Origin of the sequence: Achromobacter sp. K91 (assembly GCF_003576205.1) — a bacterium.
Taxonomy (GTDB): domain Bacteria; phylum Pseudomonadota; class Gammaproteobacteria; order Burkholderiales; family Burkholderiaceae_B; genus Achromobacter; species Achromobacter aegrifaciens.
The window spans coordinates 254,883-281,497 of record NZ_QWFB01000031.1 but is presented as its reverse complement, the minus strand read 5'-3'; the positions used below and the strand labels follow the sequence as shown (position 1 = coordinate 281,497).

Annotated in this window: 25 protein-coding genes; 6 read left to right on the top strand and 19 right to left on the bottom strand. The window is 66.0% G+C overall.

All coding sequences use genetic code 11. From position 1 onward, the window contains the following. Nucleotides 1-10 precede the first annotated feature (10 nt). From DXK93_RS14690 to DXK93_RS14665, 6 genes are read right to left on the bottom strand one after another with little or no spacing between them, the layout of a single operon-like run. Nucleotides 11-1,174, bottom strand: coding sequence for an acyl-CoA dehydrogenase family protein (locus DXK93_RS14690; protein ID WP_054452166.1), 1,164 nt, complete (start codon nt 1,172-1,174; stop codon nt 11-13). Then, on the bottom strand, nt 1,171-2,154 hold the full coding sequence (locus tag DXK93_RS14685; RefSeq protein ID WP_119450431.1) for a branched-chain amino acid ABC transporter permease: 984 nt from the start codon (nt 2,152-2,154) through the stop codon (nt 1,171-1,173). Before DXK93_RS14685 ends, DXK93_RS14690 begins: the two co-directional genes overlap by 4 nt. Next, a complete protein-coding gene (locus DXK93_RS14680; protein ID WP_054452164.1) occupies nt 2,154-3,026 on the bottom strand; it encodes a branched-chain amino acid ABC transporter permease in 873 nt (290 codons plus the stop codon). The genes DXK93_RS14685 and DXK93_RS14680 overlap by 1 nt, the downstream gene beginning before the upstream one ends. Next, the gene (locus DXK93_RS14675; RefSeq protein WP_225590391.1) at nt 3,023-3,763 is read right to left on the bottom strand and encodes an ABC transporter ATP-binding protein; all 741 of its coding nucleotides are present in this window, start codon (nt 3,761-3,763) and stop codon (nt 3,023-3,025) included. Before DXK93_RS14675 ends, DXK93_RS14680 begins: the two co-directional genes overlap by 4 nt. Further along, entirely contained in the window at nt 3,760-4,518 is a 759-nt protein-coding gene (locus tag DXK93_RS14670) for an ABC transporter ATP-binding protein (protein WP_054452162.1), read from the bottom strand. Before DXK93_RS14670 ends, DXK93_RS14675 begins: the two co-directional genes overlap by 4 nt. After that, nucleotides 4,515-5,672, bottom strand: a complete 1,158-nt coding sequence (locus DXK93_RS14665) for an ABC transporter substrate-binding protein (protein WP_054452161.1) — start codon at nt 5,670-5,672, stop codon at nt 4,515-4,517. Before DXK93_RS14665 ends, DXK93_RS14670 begins: the two co-directional genes overlap by 4 nt. A 306-nt stretch (nt 5,673-5,978) precedes the next feature. Here DXK93_RS14665 and DXK93_RS14660 point away from each other — a divergent pair, with 306 nt between their 5' ends. Genes DXK93_RS14660 through DXK93_RS14635 form a run of 6 tightly spaced genes read left to right on the top strand, consistent with a single transcriptional unit; the run spans nt 5,979 to nt 11,029 of the window. Continuing rightward, nucleotides 5,979-6,740: an SDR family NAD(P)-dependent oxidoreductase gene (locus DXK93_RS14660; protein WP_119450491.1), complete on the top strand. Its 762-nt coding sequence runs from the start codon at nt 5,979-5,981 to the stop codon at nt 6,738-6,740. A gap of 18 nt (nt 6,741-6,758) precedes the next feature. After that, nucleotides 6,759-7,541, top strand: coding sequence for a crotonase/enoyl-CoA hydratase family protein (locus tag DXK93_RS14655; protein ID WP_119450429.1), 783 nt, complete (start codon nt 6,759-6,761; stop codon nt 7,539-7,541). A 60-nt stretch (nt 7,542-7,601) separates the two neighbouring features. Further along, nucleotides 7,602-7,928, top strand: a complete 327-nt coding sequence (locus DXK93_RS14650) for a Zn-ribbon domain-containing OB-fold protein (protein WP_233564553.1) — start codon at nt 7,602-7,604, stop codon at nt 7,926-7,928. Beyond that, nucleotides 7,925-9,076, top strand: a complete 1,152-nt coding sequence (locus DXK93_RS14645) for a thiolase (RefSeq protein WP_054452158.1) — start codon at nt 7,925-7,927, stop codon at nt 9,074-9,076. Before DXK93_RS14650 ends, DXK93_RS14645 begins: the two co-directional genes overlap by 4 nt. Before the next feature lie 7 nt (nt 9,077-9,083). Further along, nucleotides 9,084-9,953, top strand: coding sequence for a MaoC/PaaZ C-terminal domain-containing protein (locus DXK93_RS14640; RefSeq protein ID WP_119450428.1), 870 nt, complete (start codon nt 9,084-9,086; stop codon nt 9,951-9,953). Further along, nucleotides 9,950-11,029 carry an NAD-dependent epimerase/dehydratase family protein gene (locus tag DXK93_RS14635; RefSeq protein WP_119450427.1) on the top strand — a complete coding sequence of 360 codons (1,080 nt, stop codon included), beginning with the start codon at nt 9,950-9,952 and terminating at the stop codon, nt 11,027-11,029. Before DXK93_RS14640 ends, DXK93_RS14635 begins: the two co-directional genes overlap by 4 nt. A gap of 21 nt (nt 11,030-11,050) precedes the next feature. On the opposite strand, the gene DXK93_RS14630 is transcribed toward DXK93_RS14635, so the two are convergent. The 13 genes from DXK93_RS14630 to DXK93_RS14570 form a co-directional block, all read right to left on the bottom strand. Further along, entirely contained in the window at nt 11,051-12,025 is a 975-nt protein-coding gene (locus DXK93_RS14630) for a tripartite tricarboxylate transporter substrate binding protein (protein WP_119450426.1), read from the bottom strand. A 53-nt stretch (nt 12,026-12,078) separates the two neighbouring features. Beyond that, nucleotides 12,079-13,095: a cyclase family protein gene (locus tag DXK93_RS14625; RefSeq protein ID WP_119450425.1), complete on the bottom strand. Its 1,017-nt coding sequence runs from the start codon at nt 13,093-13,095 to the stop codon at nt 12,079-12,081. Between the two features lie 417 nt (nt 13,096-13,512). Next, nucleotides 13,513-14,844 carry a M20 family metallopeptidase gene (locus tag DXK93_RS14620; RefSeq protein WP_233564552.1) on the bottom strand — a complete coding sequence of 444 codons (1,332 nt, stop codon included), beginning with the start codon at nt 14,842-14,844 and terminating at the stop codon, nt 13,513-13,515. A 54-nt stretch (nt 14,845-14,898) separates the two neighbouring features. Further along, complete coding sequence (locus DXK93_RS14615) at nt 14,899-16,101, bottom strand: amino acid aminotransferase (RefSeq protein WP_119450424.1); 1,203 nt, start codon at nt 16,099-16,101, stop codon at nt 14,899-14,901. Between the two features lie 44 nt (nt 16,102-16,145). Next, a complete protein-coding gene (locus DXK93_RS14610) occupies nt 16,146-17,057 on the bottom strand; it encodes a fumarylacetoacetate hydrolase family protein (RefSeq protein WP_054452151.1) in 912 nt (303 codons plus the stop codon). Nucleotides 17,058-17,104: 47 nt separating this feature from the next. Beyond that, nucleotides 17,105-18,088 carry a tripartite tricarboxylate transporter substrate binding protein gene (locus tag DXK93_RS14605; RefSeq protein WP_119450423.1) on the bottom strand — a complete coding sequence of 328 codons (984 nt, stop codon included), beginning with the start codon at nt 18,086-18,088 and terminating at the stop codon, nt 17,105-17,107. Nucleotides 18,089-18,264: 176 nt separating this feature from the next. Beyond that, complete coding sequence (locus DXK93_RS14600; RefSeq protein WP_119450422.1) at nt 18,265-19,905, bottom strand: hydantoinase B/oxoprolinase family protein; 1,641 nt, start codon at nt 19,903-19,905, stop codon at nt 18,265-18,267. Between the two features lie 15 nt (nt 19,906-19,920). Continuing rightward, the gene (locus tag DXK93_RS14595) at nt 19,921-21,939 is read right to left on the bottom strand and encodes a hydantoinase/oxoprolinase family protein (protein ID WP_119450421.1); all 2,019 of its coding nucleotides are present in this window, start codon (nt 21,937-21,939) and stop codon (nt 19,921-19,923) included. Further along, nucleotides 21,936-23,264, bottom strand: a complete 1,329-nt coding sequence (locus tag DXK93_RS14590) for an aspartate aminotransferase family protein (RefSeq protein ID WP_119450420.1) — start codon at nt 23,262-23,264, stop codon at nt 21,936-21,938. Before DXK93_RS14590 ends, DXK93_RS14595 begins: the two co-directional genes overlap by 4 nt. 19 nt (nt 23,265-23,283) lie before the next feature. Then, entirely contained in the window at nt 23,284-23,979 is a 696-nt protein-coding gene (locus DXK93_RS14585; protein ID WP_054452146.1) for an ABC transporter ATP-binding protein, read from the bottom strand. Then, nucleotides 23,966-24,745, bottom strand: coding sequence for an ABC transporter ATP-binding protein (locus DXK93_RS14580; RefSeq protein ID WP_054452145.1), 780 nt, complete (start codon nt 24,743-24,745; stop codon nt 23,966-23,968). The genes DXK93_RS14585 and DXK93_RS14580 overlap by 14 nt, the downstream gene beginning before the upstream one ends. After that, nucleotides 24,742-25,722 (bottom strand): branched-chain amino acid ABC transporter permease, encoded by a 981-nt coding sequence (locus DXK93_RS14575; protein ID WP_054452144.1) that lies wholly within the window; start codon nt 25,720-25,722, stop codon nt 24,742-24,744. The genes DXK93_RS14580 and DXK93_RS14575 overlap by 4 nt, the downstream gene beginning before the upstream one ends. A 2-nt stretch (nt 25,723-25,724) precedes the next feature. Beyond that, nucleotides 25,725-26,600: a branched-chain amino acid ABC transporter permease gene (locus DXK93_RS14570; RefSeq protein ID WP_054452143.1), complete on the bottom strand. Its 876-nt coding sequence runs from the start codon at nt 26,598-26,600 to the stop codon at nt 25,725-25,727. Between the last annotated feature and the right edge of the window lie 15 nt (nt 26,601-26,615).

The following is a 26,615-nucleotide window of genomic DNA, read 5'->3' as shown; positions in this document are numbered from 1 at the left end:
CGGAATCGGGTCAAATAGCCAGCTCTTCCGCCTCCTTGCGTACCGCGCGCGACAAGACCAGCCGCTGGATTTCGGAAGAGCCCTCATAGATCTCGAGTATGCGCTGGTCGCGGTACAGCCGCTCGGCCACCGTAGGCTTGCAGTAGCCCAGCCCGCCCCAGATCTGAACGGTATTGTCCACTACCCGGTGCGAAACCTCCGAGGCGAACAGCTTGGTCATGGCGCCCAGGTTGGAGACGTCTTCCTGGCGGTCATAGGCTTGGGCAGCCTGGTACAGCATCATGCGGGCAGCCGAGATTTCCGTGGCCATGTCGGCAAGGCGAAAGCCGATGGCCTGGTTGTCCCCGATGGGTTGGCCAAAAGTCCGGCGCGCCACGGCGCGGGCGGCGGCCTCGCGGTAGCTCGCCAGCGCCACGCCCAGGGACTGGGCGGCGACCATGATGCGGCCGACATTCAACGTCTGCAACGCCAGGCGCAGCGCGCGGTTGAGTTCACCGACCTGGGCGCTTTCGGGCACGACCAGGTCGAGTTTCAGGTTCGAGGTCTGGGTGCCGCGGATGCCCATCTTGTCGGAGAGTTCGTCAATGACCGCGCCCGGCTGCTCCTTGTCGACCATGAAGGCGCTGATGCCGCGTCCTCCTGCCGCCGGGTCGGTCTTGGCAAAGACCACGTAGTAACGAGACGCGCCGCCATTGCCGATCCAGTATTTCTCCCCGCGCAGGCGCCAGCCGCCGCCTTCGCGCACGGCCGTGGCCTCGATGGCCGCGGCATCCGAACCGGCGATGCGCTCGGAAAGCGCAAAGCTGGTGGCGCGGCCCTCGGCCATTTCGCGCAGATAGAAGGATTTCTGCTCGTCCGTGCCGGCCAGCAGCAGGGGGAACGCGCCCAACTGATAGGCGCACATGATGGCGGCGGTCGAAGCGCAGTGCGTGCCCAGGGCTTCGACCGCCGCCACGGTGGCGACCAGGTTGGCGCCCTGGCCGCCCCATTGCGTGGGTAGGAACAGGCCGGTGAACTTGTTTTCCACCAGGGCGGCGATGGTCTCCCAGGGATAGCGTTGTTCACGGTCCAGTTCGGGGGCGAGCGGCGCGAAGCGCTCGGAGCCCAGCTTATGGGCCAGGGCCTGCCAGCGGGTGGCGGTATCGTCCAGTGTGGGATTCCAGATAACAGTCACTTCGAGTTCTCCAGTGTGGTCGCCATGGCCTTGGGACGCTTGCGACGTGTCGCCAGCAGGCCCATCAGCCCTTGCGGAAAGAAAGCCAGAACAAGGATCAGCAGGCTGCCGAGCACGATTTTGTCGACATAGCCTCCGAACGAGAAAAACTTTTCCTGGATCAGGATCAACGCGGTGGCCAACAGCGGCCCGAGCAACTGGCGGCGGCCGACCAGTACGACGGCGGTCAGCATCAGGATGAGGAAGTAGGTTTCAAGGATGTCGGCGCTGACGTAGGCGCGCTGATAGGCATACAGCCAGCCCGCGCAGGCCGTGATGGGCGCCGAGAACAGGAAGACCTGCAGGCGCACCCTGAGCGGATCGATGCCGTTCATGGTGGCCAGGCGGGGATTCAGGTGCACCATCAGCGCCGCCTGGCCCAGGCGCGAGTGGCGGAAGCGGTCCACCAGGTAGAGCGTGATCGCCAGCAGCGTGAACGCGTAGGGCCAGAGCGTCTGGTCATTGCCGGCACTGAGCGTCCAGCCGCCGATGGACACGTCCAGCGTGGGCAGGCCGCGGATGCCATCCGAGCCGCCCAGGAAGGCCCAGTTGGCTGCCAGGGTCATGGCGACCACGGCGACCGCGTACGTCACCAGCGAAAAGACGAACTCGCGCAAGCGCAGGGTGGCCAATCCGATTACTGCCGCCAATCCCAGGGCGACCGCAATCGACGCGGCCAGCGTCAACCAGGCGCTGGCGCCGGAGCGGGTAGCCAGCAACGCCGTCACATAAGCTCCCGCGGCGAAGAAGACAGTATGTCCCAGGCTCACCTCGCCCAGGTCCGAGACGATGACATCCAGCCCGTAGGCCATGACGGCCATGATGGCGATCAGCACGGCGGCGCTGTAGAGAGCCTGGCTGCCGCCCAGCCAGGAAGGCAGGAAGAATACGATGACGGCGCCCGGTAGCAGCGCGAGACGCGAGGCGGAAAGCGTGGCCATCAATGGACTCCTTTCATCGAGCCGGCGGTCAGGCCGCCAGGGCGCAGCACCAGCACGCCAATCAGTACGACGAAGGCCGCGGCGGTTGCGTATGCGGGCGACACCAGGGCGCTGAACAGCGCGGTGAAGACGCCCAGTGCGACACCCGCGACGTAACTGCCGGTCACGCTGCCGATGCCCCCCAGCACGACCACCACGAAAGTGATGATCACCTCTTCGAAACCCATGGAGGTCAGGATCGGCGTGCGCGGGGCCACCAGCCCGGCGGCCAGGGCGACCGCCGCGCCTTCGAAGGCGAACACGCCGTAGTAGACCTGCCGTACGTTGATACCCGCCAGTTGGGCCAGCTTGGGATCCTCGGCCACCATGCGCACCAGCCTTCCGGCGCGGCTGCCGTCGAGCACGCGCTTGAGCAGCAGGAACAGCAGGATGGCGGCGGCGACGATGGCGGCATCCTGCCAGGTCAGCCACAGGTCGCCGATCTCGATATCGCGCTGCGACCAGGCGGTATCCAGAATTTGTCCTGTCGAGCCGAAGGCCAACGACGCTGCGCCGTGCATGACATAGCCAAAGCCGAGCGTCATGATCATGATCGACACAAGGTTCTGTTCGAACGTGGCGCGCAGCATGATGCGCTGCATGATGATGCCGATCAGCGCGCCGGCCGCCATGGCCAGCGGCAAGGCCAGCAGATAGGGCAGGCCGGCGGTGGTGGTCGCCCACCAGGTGACGAAGGCGCCCAGCATGTACATCTGGCCGTGGCCGAAGTTGACCAGCCGGGCAACGCCCAGCAACAAGGTCCAGCCGATGGCGATCAGCGCGTAGGCATGGCCCAGCACCAGGCCATTTATCAACTGTTGCAGCAGGCTCATGTCGTATGTGCTCCCAGATAGGCTTGCGCGATGCGTGGATCCGCGCCGACCTCTGCTGCGGGGCCTTGCAGCACCAGCCGGCCGCGCTCGAGCAGCAGCAGACGATCGACCACCTGCAAGGCGGCGCGTACGTTCTGTTCCACCAGCAGGATGGCCAGGCCGGCGCTGGCGAGCGAGCGCAGGCTTTGCAGCACTTGCGTCACCAGCATGGGCGCGAGCCCGATGGAAGGTTCATCCAGCAGCAGGGCGCGCGGCCCCATCATGAGCGAGCGGCCGATGCCCAGCATCTGCCGCTCGCCGCCGGAGAGCTGACCGCCCAGGTGCAGGCGGCGTTCGCGCAGACGGGGGAATAGATCGTAGACATCGTCGCGCTTGTAATAGCGGCGCGACGAGTCCTCGGCGGGCGTGATGGCGGGGGCGAGATTCTCTTCCACCGTCATGCGTGAAAAAACCAGGCGAGACTCCGGCACCAGCAACAGTCCCGCGCGTACGCGCTCATGTGTCGGCAGGCCGTCGATGGGCCGTCCCGAAAGCTGGACCTCGCCGCTGACCGCGGGCTGACCGCGCGACCAGCCCAGCAGGGCGTTGACCAGCGTCGACTTGCCTGCTCCATTGGCGCCTATCACCCCGACGATCTCTCCGGCCCGCAGGTCCAGCTGGTCAAGCTGGAGCACGCGATTGCCGGCATAGGCGACATCGAGACGCCGCGCGCTGAGTACGTGTGGCGTGGACATCATGAATCGCCTCCGAGATAGGCCTGGAGCACGCGCGGGTCGCGCTGGATCTCTGCCGGCGTGCCGCAGGCCAAAGTCTTGCCGAGGTTGAGGACGCAGATGCGGTCGGCGACGGACATGATGAGGTCCATGTGATGCTCGATCACCACCACGGCCACGCCTTCGGCCTTGAGCGAGCGCAACAGCGAGGTCAGGGCTGCCATGTCGGCGCCGCCCAGCCCCGCGGCGGGTTCGTCCAGCAGCAGCACGTCGGCGCCCGAGCCGTAGGCCAGCGCGATCGACAGCATGCGCTGCATGCCGTACGAGATTTCATGCGGCTTCAGATCGTGGCAATCGGGCGGCAGGCCGAAGCGCTCCAGGCGCTTGGCGGCCTGGTCGCGCAGGGCCTGCGCCTGCCGGCCCGCCGTCAGCGGGCGCAGGATGCAGGCGCCGAGGCCGGCCGTGCCGCCCAACGCCGCCACCATGTTGTCGCGCACGCTCAACTGGTCAAAGAAGGCGTTTTGCTGGAACGCGCGTTTGATGCCCAGCCGCGCCAGCCCGTGGGCCGGCACGGCGCTGATGTTGCGCCCGCGCAGATGCACGCTGCCGCCGCGGGGGACCAGCGCAGACACGGCGTCGTAGCACGAGCTCTTGCCGGCGCCGTTGGGGCCGATGATGCCCAGCAATTCGCCGGCGCTGACTTCCCAGCTGACGTCTTCCAGGGCGACCAGCGCGCCGTAGCGCACGGCCAGGCTGTCCACGCGCAAGGCGGCAGTCATGGCTTGACCACGATCTTTCGGTCTTTGACCGTGAACAGGTAATAGTGCGACTGCAGCTGGCCGTTGGGCTCGAACGTGACGTCGCCCATGAGCGTGCCCTTGAAACTGCCGCCGCGTATGCGCTTGGCCACAGGTTCGCGATCGAGCGTCTTGAGCTCGTTGACCGCCTGGGCCCAAACCTGCAGCGAGGTCGCGCCCAGCGCCATGAACTTGTCCGGCGTGTACTTGAACATCTCCTGCGTCTTGGCGACGAAGCGCTTGTTGGCGCTGTTCGAGGCGAAGGGCTCGACGTCGGGGAAGTAGATGTCCGCGCCTATCAGGCCGTCCGAGGCATCGCCCGCTACGTTGATGACGCTGGGGGCCACGGTGCCGACCGCGCTCACCAGTTGGCCCGGCAGGCGTGATTGGCGGGCCTGGCGGATGATGGCGGGCATGCCCAGGCCTTCGTTGGCGTTAATGGCGACGGTGATGTCTGGCTTGGCGGCGCGCACGTTGGTCATGGCGACGCGGAAGTCGGCTTGGGTGAAGGGGAATTTCTCCTCGGCCACTTTTTCATAGGTGTGCCCGAGAGCCTTCAGCGCCTTCTCGATGGATTCCTGCGCACCGTTGCCGTAGGCGTCGTTCTCGGTAAGAAAGGCGACGCGCTTGGCGCCGGCGGTCTTGGCGATGTATTCGGCGATGACCGTGCCGTCCTGTGCGTTCGAGCTGTTCAGCCGGATCGCCAGCGGATTGCCTTCGCCGGAAAGAATGGGGTCTGCCTTGGAGATTGCGGTGATGTCCAGCACGCCGGCGCGGGCGATCACGGGCTGCATCGCCAACGTCACCGGGCTGTTCCAGCCTTCGATGATGACCGACACGCCGGCGCTGATGAGTTCGGTGGCGCGTGACACGCCGACCGCCGGCGTGGATTCGTCGTCGCGCGACACGATCTCGATCGGACGGCCGAGCACGCCGCCGTCTTCATTGATCACCGCCGCCATGGCCTGAATCGCTTGCGTGACGTGCTGGCCTTGCGGACCCGCGCCGCCCGACAACGGGAAGATGACGCCTACCTTGATGGGCGCGGGGGCCGCCCCGACGGGTGCGCACAAGGCCATCGAGGCCGCCAGCGCCAGGGGCGATGCCATGCGCAATAACTGTTGTATCCGCTTCATGCCTGTCTCCTGATTTTTGTGACACCGGTCTGCGCCGGCGCTGCGGCGGCCATGGCCGCCGTGCTGCATAAATGGGGACTGCGTGGTGCAACGGTTGACGGAGGCCGCGGGCCGGTAGGTCTCCGGCACTCTGAATCGGCTGTCGGAGTAAACATACCATTCGGTATTTTGATAGGTCAACGGCGTAAATAAAGTTTGATTCTAGGCATTTTCCCTAGGTAAAAAATCAGTTTTTTGGTTTTTATTGATCAGATACTCATTGGTATGTACTATGAAATTTCCTTTTTCGTCACTGAGGGCTTTGGCATGAAGACAGAAGGCAACAGCGCGCTGGTGACAGGCGGCGCATCCGGGCTGGGCCTGGCGACGGCGCAACGCCTGGTCGCGCAGGGCATGAAGGTGGTGATCGCGGATCTGCCTGGTTCAGCGGGGGAGATAGCCGCCCGCGATATCGGGGCGCTGTTCGCTCCCACGGATGTCACCCGGGAGGCCGACGTGCAGGCCGCGTGCGAACTGGCGGCCACGCTCGGCCCCTTGCGGGTGCTGGTGCATTGCGCGGGCCGCGGCGGGCCGGTGCGTCTCATCGACAAAGAAGGAAATCCCGGCTCGCTGGAAACCTATACGGACATCGTCCGCATCAATCTGATCGGCACTTTCAACACCCTGCGCGTGGCGGCGGCCCATATGGCGCGCAACCCGGTGGACGACGAAGGCGAACGGGGCGTCTGCATCCTGACCGCTTCGGTGGCGGCGTACGAAGGCCAGATCGGCCAGATCGGCTATGCCTCTTCCAAGGCCGGCGTGGTGGGCATGACCATCGTGGCCGCGCGCGACCTGGCCAGCAAGGCGATACGCGTCTGCACCATCGCGCCTGGAATTTTCGATACGCCCATGCTGGCTCGCGTTTCTGACGATGCCCGCAAGACCTTGTCAGCCTCGGTGCCGCACCCGGCGCGCCTGGGCATGCCCGCGGAATACGCCCTGCTGGCGGATCACATCATTGCCAACCCCATGCTCAACGGCGAAACCATCCGTCTGGATGGCGCCTTGCGCATGGCCCCCCGCTGACGTGTAGAGGAGATAACGATGACCGAGAACAAGACGGAAAGCGACGAGGTATTGCTGGAGAGCAGCGACGGAATCCTGACGATCACCATCAACCGGCCGCAAGCGCGCAATGCGGTGACCCTTGCCGTGGCGCGGGCCATCGCCGCAGCCGTGGATGAACTGGATGACCGCGAGGACCTGCGCATAGGCATCCTGACCGGCGCCGGCGGTTCGTTCTGCGCCGGCATGGACCTGAAAGGCTTTCTACGCGGCGAACGGCCCAGCATAGATGGGCGAGGATTCGGCGGGCTGACCATGCGCCCGCCGAAAAAGCCGCTCATCGCGGCGGTCGAGGGATATGCGCTGGCGGGCGGCTTCGAGCTGGTGCTGGCTTGCGATCTGGTGGTGGCGGCCGAGAATGCGCAGTTCGGCGTTCCGGAGGTCAAGCGCGGGCTTGCGGCCACAGCCGGCGGCCTGGTCCGCCTGCCGCGGCAGTTGCCTTGCCGGGTGGCGATGGAGCTGGCGTTGACCGGCGACATGTTTCCCGCAGCGCGTGCCTTGAGCTACGGCCTGATCAACCAGGTGACTGCGCCCGGAGAGGCCCTGCAGGGCGCGCGGGAGCTGGCGCGCCGCATCGTCGCCAACGGGCCCCTGGCCGTGGCAGCCAGCAAACGCGTCGTCGCCGAGTCGCAAGGCTGGCCGGCCGACGAGATCTGGAGCCGCCAGGCCGAACTGACCGAGCATGTCTTCACGTCGGCCGATGCCCGCGAAGGTTCCGCGGCGTTTGCCGAGAAGCGCGCGCCCGTCTGGCAGGGGAGGTGAGGTATGGCTGGCGATGCGCGTTTTGACGGGCCCGGACCCGACGTCCGCCATCAGGCGGGTTTGCGGGAGGGCCGTATCCTGTTGCAGCACTGCGACGACTGCGCCAGCGTGCGCTTTCCTCCGGCGCTGGTCTGCCGGGCCTGCGGCAGCCCCCGGCTGACCTGGCGCGAGTCGCCGGGCGCGGGCGTGGTCTATTCAACCACGACGGTGCGCGACCGCGCCGGAGACTACAACGTCTCGCTGGTCGAAGTGGAAGGCGGGGCGCGGATGATGACCCGCGTCGAGGGCGTGGACGCGCCTGCCATCGGTTCAAAAGTGCGCGCGCGCATCGTCGCGGGCGACGACGGGGCCTACGTCGTATTCGACGCCCCGGGAGAACGCTCATGAGCGCCCGCTTGCGAGGCCGTTGCGCCATTGCCGGCATAGGCAATACGCGGCGCTGGAATGCGCCCGGCCGTTCTCCCTTCGATCAGCTGCAGGAGGCGGCGATCCTTGCGCTGGAAGATTGCGGCCTGGGGATGAAGGATGTAGATGGTCTGTACTGCGCCATGTCCACATCCGGCCTGCCGGTGCTGAACGTGGCGGAACGGCTGGGCATACAGCCGCGCCAGGCCGATGGCACGATGGTCGGCGGTGCGTCGTTCCTGTTCCATCTGCAATCGGCGATGGCTGCGCTGGAAACCGGGCTTTGCGATGTCGCGCTGATCTGCTACGGGTCGAACCAGTTGACCGCAGGCGGCAAGCTGGCATCCATGCCTGACCCGCAGCCCTACGAGACGCCGTTCGCGCCGCGTTATCCGATCTCGAGCTATGCGTTGGCCGCGGCGCGGCACATGCATCGGTATGGGACCACGCGCGAGCAGCTGGCGGACGTGGCGGTGGCGGCGCGCCTGTGGGCGCAGCGCAATCCGGATGCCTATGTGCGCGGCGAGTTGACGCGCGCGGATGTGCTGGCCTCGCGCATGGTCAGCGACCCGCTCAGCAAGGCGGATTGCTGCCTGGTGACCGACGGCGGCGCCGCCGTGGTGCTGGTCAGCGCGGATCGCGCGCGCGACCTGCGCAGGCCGCCGGTCTATGTGCTGGGCACCGGCGTGGCGACGAGCCACAGGCAGATATCCTGCATGCCGGATCTGGCTACCACCTGCGCGGTCGAGTCAGGGCAACGCGCCTACGCCATGGCCGGGCTGTCGCCGCGCGACATTGGCCATCTCATGGTCTATGACGCGTTCACCATCAACACGATCCTGTTCCTGGAGGACCTGGGCTTCTGCGCCAAGGGGGAAGGGGGCGCCTTCGTCGCCAGTGGCGCCATCGCGCCTGGGGGCTCCCTGCCGGTCAATACCAACGGCGGCGGGCTCTCCTGCAACCATCCTGGCATGTACGGCCTGTACACCTTGCTGGAGTCGGTGCAGCAGTTGCGCGGCGAGGCGGGCGAGCGGCAGGTGCCCGACGTGCAGGTGTCGCTCGCCCATGCCAATGGCGGCGTGCTGTCCAGCCAGGCCACGGCCATACTCGGCACCGCCGACGTTTTGTGAGGTTCGCATGCCCATCGATCCGGCAACACTGTTGGCTGCGCGCATCCCCGAGCGCATCCAGGAATACGACTGGCGCGACTGCGCGCTCTACGCCCTCGCGCTCGGCGCGGGCATGAATCCCGTCGACGAGGAGGAGCTGTCCTACGTCGATGAAACCCGGCTGAAGGTCCAGCCGACCCTGGTCAACGTGTTGGCGGACCCGGGCTTCTGGCTGCGCGATCTGCCGCTGGGGCTGGATTGGCGCCGCACGGTGCATGGCGAACAGTCCATACGCCTGCACCGGCCCCTTGCCCCCAAGGGGCGGGTAAGAGGCGTGACTCGCATCGTCGACCTGGCGGACAAGGGCGCCGGCAAGGGCGCCTTGCTGTACGTCGAGCGTGAACTGTTCGATGCCGCGGACGGTGCCTTGCTGGCCACCCTGCAGCAGACCGTGTTCTGCCGTGGCGATGGCGGTTTCGGCGGGCGGGCGTCGGCGCGGCCGGCGCCGCCGGCGATGCCGGCGCGCGAACCCGATGCGGCTGTCGATTGCCCTACTTCGCCGCAGGCCGCCCTGGTCTACCGGTTGTCGGCAGACCTGAACCCGCTGCATATCGATCCCGCGGCCGCGCGGCTGGCGGGCTTCAAGCGGCCGATCCTGCATGGCATGGCCAGCTTTGGCGTGGCCGGTCTGGGCCTGGCGCGCCTTTGCTGTCCGGGAGAGCCCGAGCGGGTGCGCGCCATGAGCGGGCGTTTTCGCGCGCCGGTCTATCCGGGCGAGAGGCTGCGGGTCGATGTCTGGCGGGAGCAGCCGGGACTGGCGCGCTTTCGCGCCGTGGTTGTGGAGCGCGGCGAGATCGCCATCGACAACGGCGCATTCGAGTTCGGAGAGTCGCAATGACAACAAAAAAGGTGCTGGTGGTGGGCGCGTTGGGCGTGGTGGGGCGGGCGGTGATGGAGCATCTGCATGGCCGGCCGGACGTGCTGTGCGCAGGCTTGTCGCGACGGTGGGCCGACTTTGCCAGGGATGCGATATGGATTGCGGCCGACCTGCGCGATGCGCAGGCAACGCGGCAGGCCTTGGCCGAGCACGGCGATGTGACGCATCTGGTCTATGCCGCCTTGAACGAGCAGCCGGATTTGCTCAAGGGGTGGCGGGATCCGGAGAACGTCGCCATCAATACGCGGATGCTGGCCAATACGTTGGCGGCATTGGACGGCGCGCCGCTGGCGCATGTGACCCTGATGCAGGGGACCAAGGCCTACGGCGTGCATACGGGGCGGGCCATGCGCATCCCCGCGCGCGAGCAGGACGCCGTGCGCGACCATGCCAATTTCTATTTCGACCAGCAAGACATGCTGGAACAACAGGCGCGGCGGCAAGGGTTCGGATGGACCATATTCCGCCCGCAGATCGTGCTTGGCGTTGCCCTGGGTAGCGCCATGAATCCGGTGGCGACGCTGGGCGCCTACGCCGCGCTGTTGCGGGAATCGGGCCAGCCGCTGGCCTATCCCGGACATCCGGAGCTGTTGACGGAATGCACGGATGCGCGTCTGATCGCTCGCGCGGTCGAGTGGGCCTGGGATGCGCCGCAAGCCTGGGGTGAGGTCTTCAATATCGCCAATGGCGATGTGATGGCCTGGCGCCATCTGTTTGAGCGCCTGGCCGAATTCTTCGGCATGCCTGCAGGGGAGTTGGTGCAGACCCGTATGCGGCAGGCCATGCCCGCCGAAGCCCAGGTCTGGCGCGAGATGGCGCGGCGGGAGGGCTTGCATGTGAACGAGCTGTCGGACCTGATCGGGCTGTCATGGCAGTACGCGGACGCGACCTGGTCGGCGCAACACCCCTTGCCGTTCCCGCCGCTGGTATCCACTATCAAGCTGCGCCAGGCCGGCTTCGGCGATTGCATCGACAGCGAGCTGTCGGTGCTGGAAAATCTGCGCAGGATGCAGGCGCTCGGCTACTTGCCGCGCTGAGCCGGGCGCCCGCGATCCCGCCTATTGCACGGGCGGGATCTTCAACTTCTCGATCAGCGCGCCCCAGCGCTGACTCTCCCGCAACGTGATATCGTGCAGTTCCGCCGGACTGCTGCTGCGCGGTTCATTGCCGATCTGCTGCATGGTGCGCACGAACTGTGGCGAAGCCGTGATCTTGCGCAGTGCGGCGTTGAGCTTGTCGACCACTGGCGCCGGGGTCCCGGCCGGAGCGAACACGGCGTACCAGGTTTCGCCGACCACGTCCGGATAGCCCAGCTCGGCGAATGTGGGCACGTCGGGCAACAGCGGTTGACGCTGCGGACTCAGCACGGCCAGCGCCCGGTACTGCCCGGCGCGCACATTGGGAACGGCGCTGGTAAGCGCCTCCACGTTGGAGTCGACCACGCCGCCTATCATGTCCACGGTGGCGGGCGCCGCGCCCTTGTAGTGGACCTGCGTCACGTCCACGCCCATGCCCGCTGCAGCCAGCTCGCCCAGCAAATGGACCATGCTGCCGAGACCGTTGGTGGCGTTGTTGACCTTGCCGGGATGAGCTTTGGCATAGGCGGCGTATTCGGCCACGTTTTTTGCGGGAAAGTCCTTCTTCACCACAAAGGCGAACGGCACGGTGGCGACAGCGGAAACCGGCGCGAAGTCGTCCAGCGTGTACGACATCTGGGTCATCAAATGAGGCGTGACGGTGAAGGTGCTGCCGGAGGAAAGCAGCAGGGTGTATCCGTCCTTGGGTGCGCGCGCCACGAAGGTGGCGCCTATCATGCTGGATGCGCCGGCCTTGTTGTTGACGACAAAGGTCCCTCCCAGCTCCTCGCCCAACTGCATGGCGAGTTGCCGGCCCACCACATCGCTGGTGCCGCCGGGGGGAAAGGGAATGACGAGCGTGACGGGCTTGTCTGGGTAGCTGGGTGGGGCGGCCTGCGCAAGTGGGGCGAGGCTGGCCAGGGCCAAGGCGGCCCAGGCCGGAATGCGATTCAGCATTGCGGTCTCCGGCAAAGAGGTGAGAGCCGCGGGCGTCGCGCCCGCGGCCGGCTTCAGACGGTGGCGACGGGAGTGACGGGCGAACCTACCGCGCCGGGCAGGCGCAGCGGCGGCGCCGTCAGCAGGAAAGTGCTGCGGCCATGCTCGCGCAGCCATTGCGCCAGCTCTGCGAAGTACCAGAGTTCGCCGAGATGCAGCCCAAGCTTGAAGAGGCAATGCGCGTGCAGGGGCAGGCCGGGATAGTGCCCACCCTTGCCTGGCGTGGCCGGATAGGCTTCCACCGCGAAGTTGTCGGCGCAGATTGCCACGATGCCGGAGTCGGTGATCCATTGCAGCAGGCGTTCGTCGCGGCCGTCCAGCACGGCGCACGAGCGCGCCAGGACCTCGCCGTCCGGCTGCTTGTTCATTTCCAGGATCAGGTCGGCAAAGCCCGTATAGAGGCAGAGAAAATCGCCGGGCAGTACCGCGACGCCGTCCAGGGCTGCCATCAGCTCGTCATAGCCGATCAGCGCGCGTTCGCGCCCGTAGCGGCGTTCCAGGTCGATCAGCACGCCACGCCCCTGGACGCCGGCGGTGGCCATGCGTTCGATACCGATGGCCTTGGCGCCCAGGCCGCTCTTTGCGTCATCGGGCCCGATCACGTCCAGGCCGCCGCGATAGCCGTTGTAGTAGACCTTTTCGGGCAGCCCGTCGCCGTTCGCATCGAACATCTGTCCAACATGCCCCAGTCCGTCCCATTGGGTCGAGTACTGCAGGAACATGAGGACGGCGTCGTCCGAAACGACGTCGTTGAAGCAGGGGCAGACCTGCGACAGCCGATAGTTGTAGTTGTGGCCGTCGCCGCGCTTGTCGTAGGAGAACTGCGGTTCCCGGCGATGCTGGAACAAAGTGTTCCCGCCTGGATAGTCCAGCGGCAGGCTGAGGCAGAACGCCCGGCCTTCCTGCACCTCGCGGAACGCGCGCAAGCGCGTTTGCGGGGTTAGCAGATTCATGCGCCCGATCTGATCGTCAGGGCCGAAGTCTCCCCAATTCGATCCTTCCGGGCGCTGCTTCCAACGTGGGGTATCCATATTCTTAGACATCCTTGCCATGGGTTGGTGAGCCTGCGTGCAGACCGTCCGCCGATTGTCTCCTTCAGCGGCGGGCTGCATTCTTTGGGCAAACATACCATTCGGTATGTTTTTATGTCAATCGCGTTTTCCCATATAAAAAATCCCGGTTTTTAATGCTGAGATTTTTGTTTTTTATGAGCAATGAAAAATACCAATCGGTATCTTTATGGGGGTTGGGAGCAAGGAAAGACCCTGCCGCGCCACGCTCGTGCGAGCACGAGCGTGCTAGGGGACGGTCGGAAGGCTGGGATGGAAGACATGGTCCGTTCGGGAACAGAACGAACAGGGCACGATCAGCTCCCCGTATCGGGGGCATTGGAAGGAACGCCCGGTGCGCGTAGCGGCGCCGGGCGGGATCGGGATGTGGGGGGCGGCCTACTGCTTGTCCATGTACGTCAGCGCGGAAGCCACCAGCGCGCGTACACCCACGCGCAGCGCGTTTTCGTCGATGGCGAACTCCGGCGAATGGTTGGGCGCGCCGCTTTTGTCGCCCAATGGCGAGGCATTAATGAACCAGAAGACCGAGGGCACCTTGCCGCTGACGCCATATGCGCCGAAGTCCTCGCTGCCGGTGGATGGCGCGGGCATTTCAACTGTCTTGCCGGCGCCGGCCGCTTCCTGCCATGCAGGTATCAAGCTGCCGGTCAGGGATTTATCGTTGTCGACGACCTCGTAGCCGGTGTAGATGTTCACCTTGGAGCTCAGGCCATAGGCCTGCGCAATATGCTCGGCGCGTGCGCGGATGGCCTCGTGGACGATGCGTTGGTTGTGCGACGAAAGCGAGCGTACCGTGCCCGCCAGTTCGGCGCTTTCGGGCAGGATGTTTGCGCGCCGTCCGCTCTGCAACATGCCGATGGACAGTACGGTGACGCCGTCGGATTGATCCACCTTGCTGCTGGTGATGCCCTGCAGCGCCAATGTCAGTTCTGCCGCGGGTACGAGCGCGGGATTCGCGGTCCATGGGCGTCCGCCGTGTCCGCCCTTGCCGTGCAGTGAGATCTCGAAGCGGTCGCCGCTGGCCATGGTAGGGCCGGCGCGATAGGCGATGGTGCCGGAGGGGGCGCCGGCGCTGATGTGCTGGCCGAAGACCACGTCCACTTTGGGATTCTCCAGCACTCCCTGCGCGATCATGGCCCTGGCGCCGCTGGGCTCTTTGTCGGGTCCCCATTCTTCGACGGGCTGGAATAGGAAGACTATCGTGCCGGGCAGGTCGTCCTGCATCGCCGACAAGGCCTTGGCCGCGCCCAGCAGCATTGCGACATGAGTGTCGTGGCCGCAGGCGTGGGAAACCGATACCTGTTCTCCGCGCCAGACGGCCTTGGCCTGCGAGCGGAATGGCAGGTCATTGCGTTCCTCGACGGGCAGGGCGTCCATGTCGGCGCGCAACGCCACCACCGGTCCTGGCTTGCCGCCCTTGAGCACGGCCTTTACGCCTGTGCGCGCTATCCCGGTCTCGACGGTGATGCCGGGCATGGCGCGCAAGGCGTCGGCGATGTACTTCGCGGTTTCGGTCTCCTGGTACGACAGCTCAGGATGCTGGTGTATGTGGCGTCTCCATGCGATCACTTCAGACTCGGTCTGGTCCGCCCGTTGCAGGGCCTCCTGCAGCAGGCCGGCATCGGAGGCGGCCTTGGCCACCGGCAGTGTCAGTCCCAGGGCCAGCATCAATCCGGAACTCGCGGCCATAAGCCGGTTGGGTAGGGCCATTGCCTTGCTCCTATCAGTGGGGCGCCTCGGACTTGCGGGCGCAGGGAGAAATGTTCAGCGCTGCGCGCAAGCGGCGATGGCGCGTGCGACATAATCGATGTTGCCGTCGGTCAGGCCGGCAACGCAGAGTCTGCCGGACTTCAGCAGATACACGGCATGTTCGCGGCGCAGCGATTCGACCTGCTGGGGGCTCAACCGCATGTAGGAGAACAGTCCTTGCTGTCGCTCGATATAGTCCCAGGCTTCGCGCGCGCCGGTCAATTGCGTCAGCGCGTTGGACAAGCGGGCGCGCAGGCTGACGAGCCGTGTCCGCATCTGCTCCAGTTCATCGGTCCAGACTTGCCGCAACGCGTCATCGCTCAGAATGGCGGCAACCAGGGCGGCGCCAAACGTGGGAGGCGTGGAGTAGTTTCCACGTATCAGCAGCTTGAGCTGGCCCAGCGCGCGGTCGGCGGCGGTTTCGTCGCGGCACACGATATTCAGGGCGCCGCAGCGTTCGCCGTACAGGGAGAAGTTCTTCGAGAAGGAACTGGCGACCAGGCATTCCACGCCCGCCCGCGCCATTGCCCGGATTGGTTCGGCGTCCGCATCCAGACCTAGTCCGAACCCCTGGTACGCCAGGTCAAAAAAGGGAATCAGGCCCTGGCGCGCAAACAGTTCGGTCAGTGCCTCCCACTGATCTGCAGACAGGTCCACGCCAGTTGGGTTGTGGCAGCTGGCGTGCAGCACGACGATGGACCCTGCCGGCAGAGCCTGCAACGCGTCATGCATCTGCGCAAAGCGCACGGTGGCAGTTTGGGCGTCGTAGTAGGGATACTCATGCACCGCGAAGCCCGCCTGGCGGAAGATCTGAGCATGGTTCTCCCATGTCGGATCGCTGACCCAGACCGTCGCTTTGGGGCAGATATGGCGCAGCAAGTCCGCGCCCAGCTTCAAGGCGCCGGTGCCGCCGACACTTTGGGTCGTCACCACGCGCTCAGGCTCGGGGCCATTGGCTCCGAAGATCAACGATCTGGCTGCGTTGCGGTATGAGGCCGAGCCGGGGATGGGCAAGTAGGGATGCGGCTTTCCCGCCTGCACAAGCATGTCGCGGGCCTGGCGCACGGCGCGCATCACAGGGATGCTGCCGTCTTCGGCAAAGTAGGTGCCGATGCTGAGACTGACTTTGTGTGGCGCAGGGTCGTTCTGAAAGGCTTCAACCAGCGCGAAGATGGTGTCGCCGGCTGTAGCGGGCAGGGGAGAGAAAAGAGACTGCATGGAACTGCCTCATTGGAAAGGTGCGGCCGGGGCCGGCCAGGATGTCAGCGCGATGCCTGGATCTGTACCGCCAGCGTGCCGATGTCCTCGATCGTTGCGCTGATTTCGTCACCGATCTTGAGGAACGTGCCTTGTGGCGCGCCCACGCCGGCGGGCGTGCCCGTCAGTACTAGATCTCCGGGTTCCAGCGTCATGATGCGACTCAGGATTGCCAGCTGCTCACGGATGTCGAAGACCATGCCGCTGGTACGGGCGTTTTGCTTGATCTGGCCGTTGACGCTGAGCTTCAGGCCCAGGTCCATGGGGTCGCGGATGAACGCCGCCGGTACCAGCCTGGGTCCGAGCGGGCAGCTGGTGTCATGCGCCTTGCCGGCCACCCAGTCCAGCTTGTAGAAGGTGTCGGGCGCCTTGTTGAGGTCGCGCGCCGACATGTCGACCGCGACGGTGTACGCCGCCACGTGGTCCAGCGCATTTTCCGGCAGCACATTCCTGGCCGTCTTTCCTATCACCAGCGCCAGTTCGATCTCCCAGTCCAGGCGCTGGCAGCCTATGGGCATGTGTACCGTGGCACCCTCGCCGACCACGGCCTGGCGGGGCGGCTTGAAGAAAAAGAACAGGCGCTGTGCGGACTTGTCCTCGGCGTTCGGGACGTTCATTTCCGCCAGGTGGTCATGGTAGTTGGCCCCGGCGCAAAGCACCTTGCCGGGATACTGCAGCGGAGCCATGTGGCGCACCGGTCCGGAGACCTCATGGCCGTCGAGCGCGGAGCGGCGGGCGGCTGCCTGCTCAAGCAGCGCCAGCGAGCGCGGCCAGTCTTCGAAGAGATCGCGGACGGAGGTATCCAGGGCGGGCTGGTCCAACACCTGGGCACAGGTGGCCAGCGGATAATTCCGCCCTTCGATTTCCAGGCAGGCAACGGGACGAGAGGCGATGTCGAGGGTGGTCAATGCGAACATGGGACTTGATCCAGTGAGATCAGAAAATGGGTGGCGGGCGGCGCAGCTCAATCGACCACGAAGCCGGACTGGGCCACGGTATCGCGCCACTGCTCGAGCTGCTGGCGCGCCAGCGCGTCGACCGCCTGCGGTGTGCCGCCGGCCGGCCGCATGCCCAGCTCGGAAAGACGCTTGGCGACGTCGGGAAGGGCGAGGATGTCGTTTACCGCCGAATTCAGCTTGCGGATGGCTGGCTCTGGGGTGCCGGCCGGTGCATACAGCCCAGCCCAGCCCGAGGTCTCGAGTTCGCCCAGCCCGAGTTCGCGCATGGTCGGCGTTTGCGGCAGCGCCGGTTCGCGTTGTGCGCTGAAGGTCGCCAGAACGCGCAGCTTGCCAGCCTGCGCCAGCGGGACCACTTCGCCCGCATCCATAACGATGGCATTGATGTGTCCGCCCAGGAGCGCGGTCACGGCGTCCTTGCCGCCCTTGAACGCGATGTGCTCCAGCGGCGTACCTAGGCGCCTGGCCAGTGAAACGCCCAGGAAATGCTGCAGGCTGCCGGTGCCGGATGTACCGTAGAACGCCTTGTCCGGATTCTGCCTGGCCCAGGTCTGGAACTCGTTGAACGAGGTGACGGGGCTATCGGCCGCGACGGCGAGCACGATGTCCCAGCTCACCAGCTGCGTCACCGGCTTAAGGTCGGCGAAGGGATCGTAATTGAGCTGTCGGAACAGGTGCGGGTAGAGGAAGATAGCCACGCCCGGCGCCACCAGCAAGCTGCTTCCGTCGGGCGCGGCGCCCTTGACCGCCTGAATGGCAATGCGCGTCTGCGCGCCGGGGCGGTTCTCCACCACCACGGGCCGCTCCAGATGATTGGGAAGCTTCTCCGCCACGATCCTGGCCACGGTATCGAACGATCCGCCGGCCGGTAAGCCGACGACCAGCTTTGCCGGCTGCTGCGCGTGGCCGGAGGCCGCCATGAACAGGCCGGCCAATGCCAGGTACTTGAGTCGGGTGAGAACGGAGGTCCCGCCAGGAACGGCTGTCTTCATCTTGTCTCCACGGTCTTTTTATTTGAGTTGACCCTGGCGAGGATTGTAGGCGCGTGGTGAAAACCGTCTAATGAAGATTAGTCATCGGATGAAAGCCAATAGGAATTACAGAAATAGGAACGGCGCCGCGGACCGAAGTCCGTGGGCGCCACGGCCGTCCCGTGCGGGACGGCGCGTCAGCCGGGGTAGTAGCCCTGCCGTATATCGTTCTCGCGGGCGAGTGTCGAGCGCCGCGCGGGATCGCCATAGCCGCCGCCGCCGGGCGTGTAGACCTCGATGACGTCGCCGGCCTGCATGACGATCCCCTGATCCTTGGATACATGGGCTGGCACATAGGCTGCGCCGTCGCGATAGACCGTGACGCGGGTACGGCCGCCTTCCTGCCCACCCGCCGCGCCGGGGGGACCGAATTTTCCGTGGTCCATGACCATGGAAGCGCGCGCCGAGCCTGCCCTGAGACGGATCCGGTAATGGATGCCCATGCCGCCGCGGAACTCGCCCAGTCCGCCGGATCCTTCGTGGATGGCGTAGCGCTCGAAGAGCACCGGATACAACTGTTCCTGGACCTCCACCGGCGCGGCCTTGGAGATGCCGATGGTGGAGCAGCCGTTGGTCAGTCCATCGCCTGCGGGATGGCCTCCGTAGCCGCCGCCCGAGATGACGTACATGACATAGGAGCGCCCATGCATGGGGTCATCGCCGCCGATGGCAAGATTGGCGGTGGTGCCGGCGGGCGCCGCGAACAAGCGCTGGGGGATTGCTTTCTGCAAGGCGTCGAATACGGCTTCGGCGATGCGCTGGCTGACCTCCGCGGCGCAGCCCGATACCGGCCGGGGATACTTCGCATAAAGGAAGGTGCCGTCGGGATCCTCGATGCGCAGCGGTTCGAACAGGCCCGCATTGATGGGCAGTTCGGGGAAAACATGCTTGATCGCCAGGTAGATGGATGAGCGCGTCGTGGCGATGACGCTGTTCATCGGGCCGGCGCAGGGCGGGCTGGATTCGCTGAGGTCGAAGTGCATGAGCTCGCCTTTCTTGCGGATGCGCACCGCCACCTTCAGCGGCTGGTCCTGCACGCCGTCGGAATCCAGGAAGGCTTGTCCAAGATACTCACCGTCAGGAATCGCGGCGATCACGGCGCGGGTCTGGACGGAGGCCTGGCGTTTGAGTTCTTCGATGGCGGTGTCGACGGTGTCCTGGCCGTAGCGGTCCAACAGCTGGGTCAGCCGTCGTTCGCCGATGGCCAGCGCGGCCGCCTGGGCCTTGATGTCGCCGATGCGTTGCTCGGAGATGCGGATGTTCGACATCAGGATGGACAGGATTTCCGGATCCAGCTCCCCCTTCTTGTAGAGCTTGACTGGAGGAAGACGCAGTCCTTCCTGCTCGATTTCGGTGGCGTGGGCAGAGAATCCGCCGGGCACCATGCCGCCCATATCGGGCCAGTGGCCGGTGTTGGCGAGCCAGGCGTACAGCTTGCCGCGATAGAAGTAGGGTTTGACGAAGCGCACGTCCATCAGGTGGGTACCGCCCAGGTAGGGATCGTTGACCATGAAGATATCGCCGGGGGCGATGTCCTTGGCCCGTTCGATCACGGCCTGGGTGGAGAACTGCATGGTGCCCACGAAGATGGGCAGGCCCAGCTCTCCCTGGGCGATCAGTTCGCCGCTGTCGCGGTGGTAGATGCCGTTGGAGCGGTCCTGAGATTCCGAAATGATGGGTGAGAACGCCGCGCGGCAATGCGCCAGGTCCATTTCATTGCATACCTGATGCAGCCCGCTCTGGATGACGGTCAGCGTGACGGGGTCGATGTGGGTCATGGGAGTGCATCTGCCCTAGAGAGTGATGATGAGGTTGCCGTAGCCGTCGCCGCGGGCGTGCGCGCCGGGGTCGATGACGGTGGTGGCGTCCAGTTGTTCGATGATCGCGGGCCCGTTCAGGCCTTCGGCGGGGATGTGCTCGCGTGGGTAGATGGGCGTGTCGGTCCAGCCCGTTTCCGCGAACCACACCGGACGCCGCCGTGGCGGCGCAGCGGCCGTTCCTGTGCTGCGCAGCGAGTCCAGCGATATGGCGTGGCGCTTGCCGACGAGGCTGGTGTCCAGCGTCACCAGAACCGGTCGCAACTCGGAGAGTTCGACCTGGAACCGTTGCCAATAGGCGCGGGCGAAAGCCTCCTGCAGCTGCGCGACGGTGGCGGCGCCGGTTTCGACGGCCACTGTCAACAGATGGCTTTGGCCCTGGAACTGCATCTGCGCGTGATGGAAGATTTCGATGTCGGAGACGGCGATGCCGTCGCGCTCGATGGCGGCATGCCCCAGGGCGATCTGGTCATGCAGGCAGGCCTGCAGATCGGCGTCCGTCAGATCCTTGAGCGGCCGGTTGAAAGACTTTACGAAGTCATGCCGCACATCCGCCACCAGGCAACCCAGGGCGTTGGTCAGTCCGGGGCGCACCGGAATGAGGACGGTCGGTATGGCGAGTTCGCGCGCCAGCGCGACGGCGTGCAGCGGCCCCGCGCCGCCGAAGGCGAAGAGCGCGAAATCGCGGGGATCGTAGCCGCGGGCCAGGCTGACCAAGCGCACGGCGCCGGCCATGTTGTTGTTGCCGATCTGCAGAATGGCCGCCGCAGCCTGCACCGCGTCCAGGCCCAGCGGGCGACCGATGTGCTCCTCGATGCGCGCGGCCACTTCGTCCACGGTGACCGCGCGATCCACGGAGAGCAGGCGATCGGGGTCGAGCCGCCCCAGCACCAGATTGGCGTCGGTCAGCGTCGGCAGTTCGCCGCCGCGTCCGTAGCAGATGGGGCCGGGGCGCGCGCCCGCGCTGTCGGGGCCGACGCGCAGCATGCCGCCGGCCTGCACCCGGGCGATGGAGCCGCCGCCCGCGCCGACGGTATGCACATCGACCATCGGCACGTGCAGGGGCATGCCGTACTCCAGCTCCAGCTCGCTGGATACCTTGGGCACGCTGTTCTCGATGAGCGCGACGTCGGAAGACGTGCCGCCCATGTCATAGGTGATCAGATTCGGGTACCCGGACATCCGGCCGGAATAGGCCGCGGCCATGACGCCCGACGCCGGCCCGGACATGACGGTGTTGATGGCGGCGCGCGCGATGGTGCGCGCCGATACGGTGCCGCCGTTGCCTTGCATCACCAGCAGGTCGTTGCGAAAGCCCGCCGCGGTGAGGCTGCTCTGCAAGCGGTCGATGTAGCGGTCCAGGATGGGCTGGACTGAGGCGTTGACGGCGGCGGCGGTTCCGCGCTCGAACTCGCGGAACTCGGAAATGATGGTGTGGCCGGCGGTGATGTAGTCGTTCGGCCAGTGTTGGCGCGCCAGTTCCAGGGCGCGCAGCTCGTGGGCGGGATTGGCGTAGCTGTGCAGGAAATGTATGACCAGGGCTTCCGCGCCGGTCTGTGCCAGTTCCCGGACCCGGGCTACGAATGCCTCCTCGTCCAGCGCAGTCAGCACCTTGCCTTGGGCGTCCATGCGCTCGGGAACTTCACGCCGCAGCTCGCGGGGGATGAGCGGCACGAAACTGCCCGTCAGTCCGTAGGCGTGCGGCCGGGTGCGCCGGCCGAGTTCGAGCACGTCGCGGAAGCCGTCGGTGGTGATCAGCCCGACCTTGGCGAGCTTGCGTTCGAGTACGGCGTTGGTGGTGGTGGTAGTGCCGTGGACGATGCTGTCCACCCGTTCCAGGGGGACCTCGGTGCGGCGCAATGCCTCGAGCACGCCGAAAGCCTGATTCTCCAGCGTGCTGGGGACCTTGGAGATGCGCACGGCGCCGGATTCGTCATCGACCAGAATCAGATCGGTGAAGGTGCCGCCTACGTCTATGCCTACGGTGACAGTCATGCCAACACCTCTTCGCGGCGCAAGACGTTGAGCGCTGCATGCGCGGTCTCGACGATCTGGGCGATGTCCTGATCCCGCATGGGCGTGGACAGGGCAATGAGTCCATAGCTGGCCATCAGCACGCCGCGGTTCAGCATTTCGCGATTGAAGCGTGCCATGGCCTGAGCCTGTTCCGGACTGGGATAGGCATCGCGGTAGCTGGTCAGCGTCTGCGCCTTCAGATGCAGCTTGACGAGCGATCCCAGCCCGGTGGCCTGGCCTGCGATGCCGGCGTCGGCAAAGGCCTGGTTCAATCCCTGCCGCAGCATGTCGCCGTGACGGTCGAGCTGGGCATAGGCTGCGTTATCCAATAATTGCATGGCGGCCAGTCCGCTCACCATGCTGACGGGGTTGGCCGAGAAGGTGCCGCCGTGGGGTACCGCCGGACGGCCGGCGCTGGGATCGAATACCGCCATCACGTCCGCGCGTCCGGCCACGCCTCCGACGGGAAAGCCGCCGCCCATGATCTTGCCGACGGTAGTCAGGTCCGGCGTGACGCCCAGCCGCGTTTGCGCACCGCCTGGCGCCAGGCGCAGCGTAATGACTTCGTCGACGATCAGCAGGATGCCCAGCTCCGTCGTGACTCGCCGCAGCATGCGCAGATACTCGGGGCTGGCGGGAATCAACCCAACCCGGTTGGGCAGCAGGTCGATCAGCACGCCGGCCAGGCTGGCGGCGTGCGCGCGCAGCAGGGCTTCGGTGGCCTGGCAGTCGTTGAAGGGCAGGATCACGACGTCCGCCGTCACGCCTGCCGGCGTTCCCTGCGAGTGCGCCACCGAGGCGGGCGCGGTTGCCTCACCCCAGTTCGCGGGGCTGGCGTCCAGGCTGGTTTCGGCATGGTCATAGGAGCCGTGGTAGGCCCCCTCGACCTTGGCGATCTTGGGGCGACCGGTATAGGCGCGAGCGGCCTTCAGCGCCATCATCACGGCTTCAGTGCCGGAGTTGGTGAAGCGGATGTGTTCAATGCCCGGCACGCGTTCGGCCAGCAATTCGGCCAGCGCGATTTCGCTCTCGGTCGGCATGCCGAAGGCGGTGCCCAGGTCGATCTGGCGGTGCGCCGCCGCGGCCAGCGCCGGGTGCGCATGGCCGTGGATGAGTGCCGTGAAGTTGTTGATGCAGTCGATCAGCTCGTTGCCGTCGACGTCGCGGACGCGGCAGCCGGCGCCCTGCGCCGCGTAGACGGGGTAGGGCGAAAGATAGACGGTCGTGCGCGTGTTGCCGCCGGGCAGGCTGCGCTTGGCGCGCGTGTGCAGCGCCTGTGAACGGGAGGAAGGATCGGGATACATGGTTTCTCTCAAGCAGGAATTAGCGGCCCAGGTAGGCGTCCCGGACCCGCGGGTGCAGACGTAAGGTCTCGGCCGTGTCGGTCAAGACGATGCTGCCGTTTTCGATGACATAACCGCGGTCGGCCACGCCGAGTGCGAGCACGGTGTTTTGTTCGACCAGCAGGACGGTCATGCCGCCCTCATTGATGCGGGCGATGCGGGCATAGACTTCTTCGGCCAGGCGCGGCGCCAGGCCAAGCGAAGGCTCATCGAGCAGGAGCAGGCGGGGGCGCGCCATCAAGGCGCGGCCGATCGCCAGCATTTGCTGTTCGCCGCCAGACAGGGACCAGCCCAGCTGGCTGGCGCGCTCCTTCAGCCGGGGGAAGAGGTCGTAGACGCGGTCGAAGTCATCGCTGCTGCCGCCACCGCGCACCGAGCCCCCGACTTCCAGGTTCTCCTTCACGGTTAGGCCCGGAAATATTCTGCGGCCTTCCGGGACATGGGCGATGCCCGCCTTTACGCGGCGCTGGATCGGCAGCGTGTCCAGGGAACTGCCGTCGAAGTTCAGTTCACCGGTGGTGGGAAGCAAGCCGGAGATCGCGCGCAGCAGCGTGGTTTTTCCGGCGCCGTTGACGCCAATCAGCGCCACGGCCTCGCCAGCGCGCACATCCAGATCGATGCCGCGCAATGCGACGATGTCGCCGTAGGCCGCGCCCAGGTTTCTACACTGCAACATGCTGGTAGCCTCCTCCAAGATAGGCTTCGAGCACCGCGGGATCGGACTGCACCTCGGCGGGGGTGCCTTCGGCCAGCTTGGCGCCGAAGTTGAGCACCGCCACGTTCTCGGCCAGCCGCATCACCATGCCCATGTTGTGCTCGATCAGCACGACCGATAGCCGGTGCTGTTCGCGCAGGCGCCGCAACAGGTCCATCAGTTGTTCGACCTCGCCGGAATTCAGACCGGCCGCAGGCTCGTCCAGCAGCAACAGCCGCGGCCGCGCGACCATGACTCTGGCCATCTCGACCAGGCGGCGGTTGCCGTAGGACAGCGAACCTATGCTGCGGTCGGCCAGCGTATGCAGGTCGAACTGGCGCAGGGTGTCGTAGGCGGCATCACGGGCGGCGCGTTCGCGCTCCCGCGTGGATCGGGGGCGCAGCAGCAGCGCGCTCAGCGAGCGCGGGTCGCGCATGGCGGCGCCCAGCATGACGTTTTCCAGGACGCTGAGGCGCGTGAACAGGCGGCCGCTTTGGAAAATCCGGCCTATGCCCGCGTGGATGATCGCGTGCGTGGGCAGTCCGGTCAGCACTTTGCCGTCGAAGCTGACCTGTCCGGATGTGGGGGGAACCAGGCCGGTCATCACATTGAGCAGGGTGCTTTTGCCGGCGCCGTTCGGGCCGATGATGGCGTAGAACTGGTTGGCGCCGATCTCCAGGCTGACGTTCGACAGCGCCTGCACGCCGCCGTAATGCTTGCTGATGTTCTGTACTTGCATGAGGCTCATGACAGGCTGCCTCCATGGACCACGCCGCGCCGGCCGCTGCGTTTGGCGCGCCGGCGGTAGGTGGCCGGGTCGACCAGGCTGATCAGGCCGCGGGGCAGCACGATCAGGATGACCAGCACCAGAACGCCGAAAACCAGCAGATAGGCGTTGCCGACGCCGCGCAGCAGTTCGGGCAGCAGGGTCACGCTTACCGCGCCCAGGATCGCGCCGACGATGCTGCCTTCGCCGCCCACGACCAGCATGGCCAGGTAGATGATGGAGTGGGAGAAGTTGAAGTCCTCGGGCGAGACAAAGCGGATGTGGAAGGCGAACAGGCAGCCGGCCACGGCCGCGTAGGCGGCGCCCAGCGTGAAGGCCGCCACCTTGACCTCGGTGACCGGCAGTCCCGTCATGGCCGAGGCCAGCTCATCGTCGCGCACCGCCATCAGCGTGCGGCCCGCATGCGAATGGCGGATGCGCGCGGCCAGCAGGGCCAGCAAGGTCAGCACCGCCAGCGAGAACAGGTAGAAGCTGGGTTCGTCGTCGAGCTTGATGGCGCCCAGCGAGAGCGGCGCAATGCCGGAGATGCCGTTCGTGCCCCCTGTGACGTCGATCCAGTTGGAAACGACGATGGTGAAGCTGACGTTCAGCCCCAAGGTTGCCAGCGCCAGGTAATGCCCCTTCAGGCGCAGCAGGATACGGCCGGTGACATAGGCGGTCAGGCAGGTGGCGGCAATGGCGAGCAGCGCCGCCAGCCAGGGATTCCAGCCGTGGGACGTGGTCAGGACGGCCACCAGGTACGCGGCCACGCCCATGAAGGCGGCGTGCGCAAGCGAGATGAGGCCGGCATAACCGAACACGAAGTTCAAGCCGATGACGGCAATGGCCGAGATGACGGCGGTATTGGCAAGACGGTTGCCGTAGCCCTGGGTATAGAGGGGCAGGGCGGCGGCCAACGCCAGGACGGCCAGACCGCAGAGCAGATGGGATCGTTTCATGGTCAGCCCCGATCGGCGATGCGTTCGCCGAAGATGCCCTGCGGCCGCAGCAGCAGGAAGAGAATCATGATTCCAAAGGCCAGCAGGTCCTTGTAGGTGGAGGACAGGTATGCCGCGCCAAGAATTTCTATCAAGCCCACCACCAGCCCGCCCGCGATCGCGCCGGGTACGCTGCCGAATCCGCCGATGATGGTGGCGGCGAAGGCCTTCAGCGCGACGGCATCGCCCATGTTGACGTCGGCGAACCACATGGGCCCCACCAGCAGGCCGGCAAAGCCCGCGAACACGGCCGCCAGCAGCCAGGCGAAGCCCAGCAGCAGGCGCACCGGCAGGCCCATCAGTCTCGCGGTCTCGACGTCCTGCGCCACCGCTCGCATCGAGCGGCCGATGGAAGTACGGTGCAGCAGCGCGTAGAGACCGGCGATCAACAGCAGCGTGATGATGATGGTGGCCAGGGCGTGCACCGTGATGACGCCGCCGGCCAGGCTGATGGTGCCGTCGCCGAAAGGCGACGGCATGCGGAAGGGCCAGGCGTCCCAGATCAGCAACGCGCCGTTCTGCATGGCGATGCCGGCGGCCACCGTGCCGATGATGACCGTCACGACGGGACGGTTCTGCAGCGGCAAGTGGACCAGGGCATAGAACAACAGGCCGAAGACCGCCATCATCGCGATGGCCACGGGATAGGCCAGGGCTGCGGGCCACTGGGCCTGGATGATGGTGCTGACCCCGAAGAAAGTGCCCAGCATGACGAACTGGCCGGCGGCGAAGTTCACCACGCTGGTGGCCGAATACACGATGACGAAGCCCAGCGCGGCCAGGGCGTAGACGCTGCCGAGCGCGACGCCGTTGACCAGCAGTTGGATCATTTCCTGCATGGAGTTCCCCTTGTG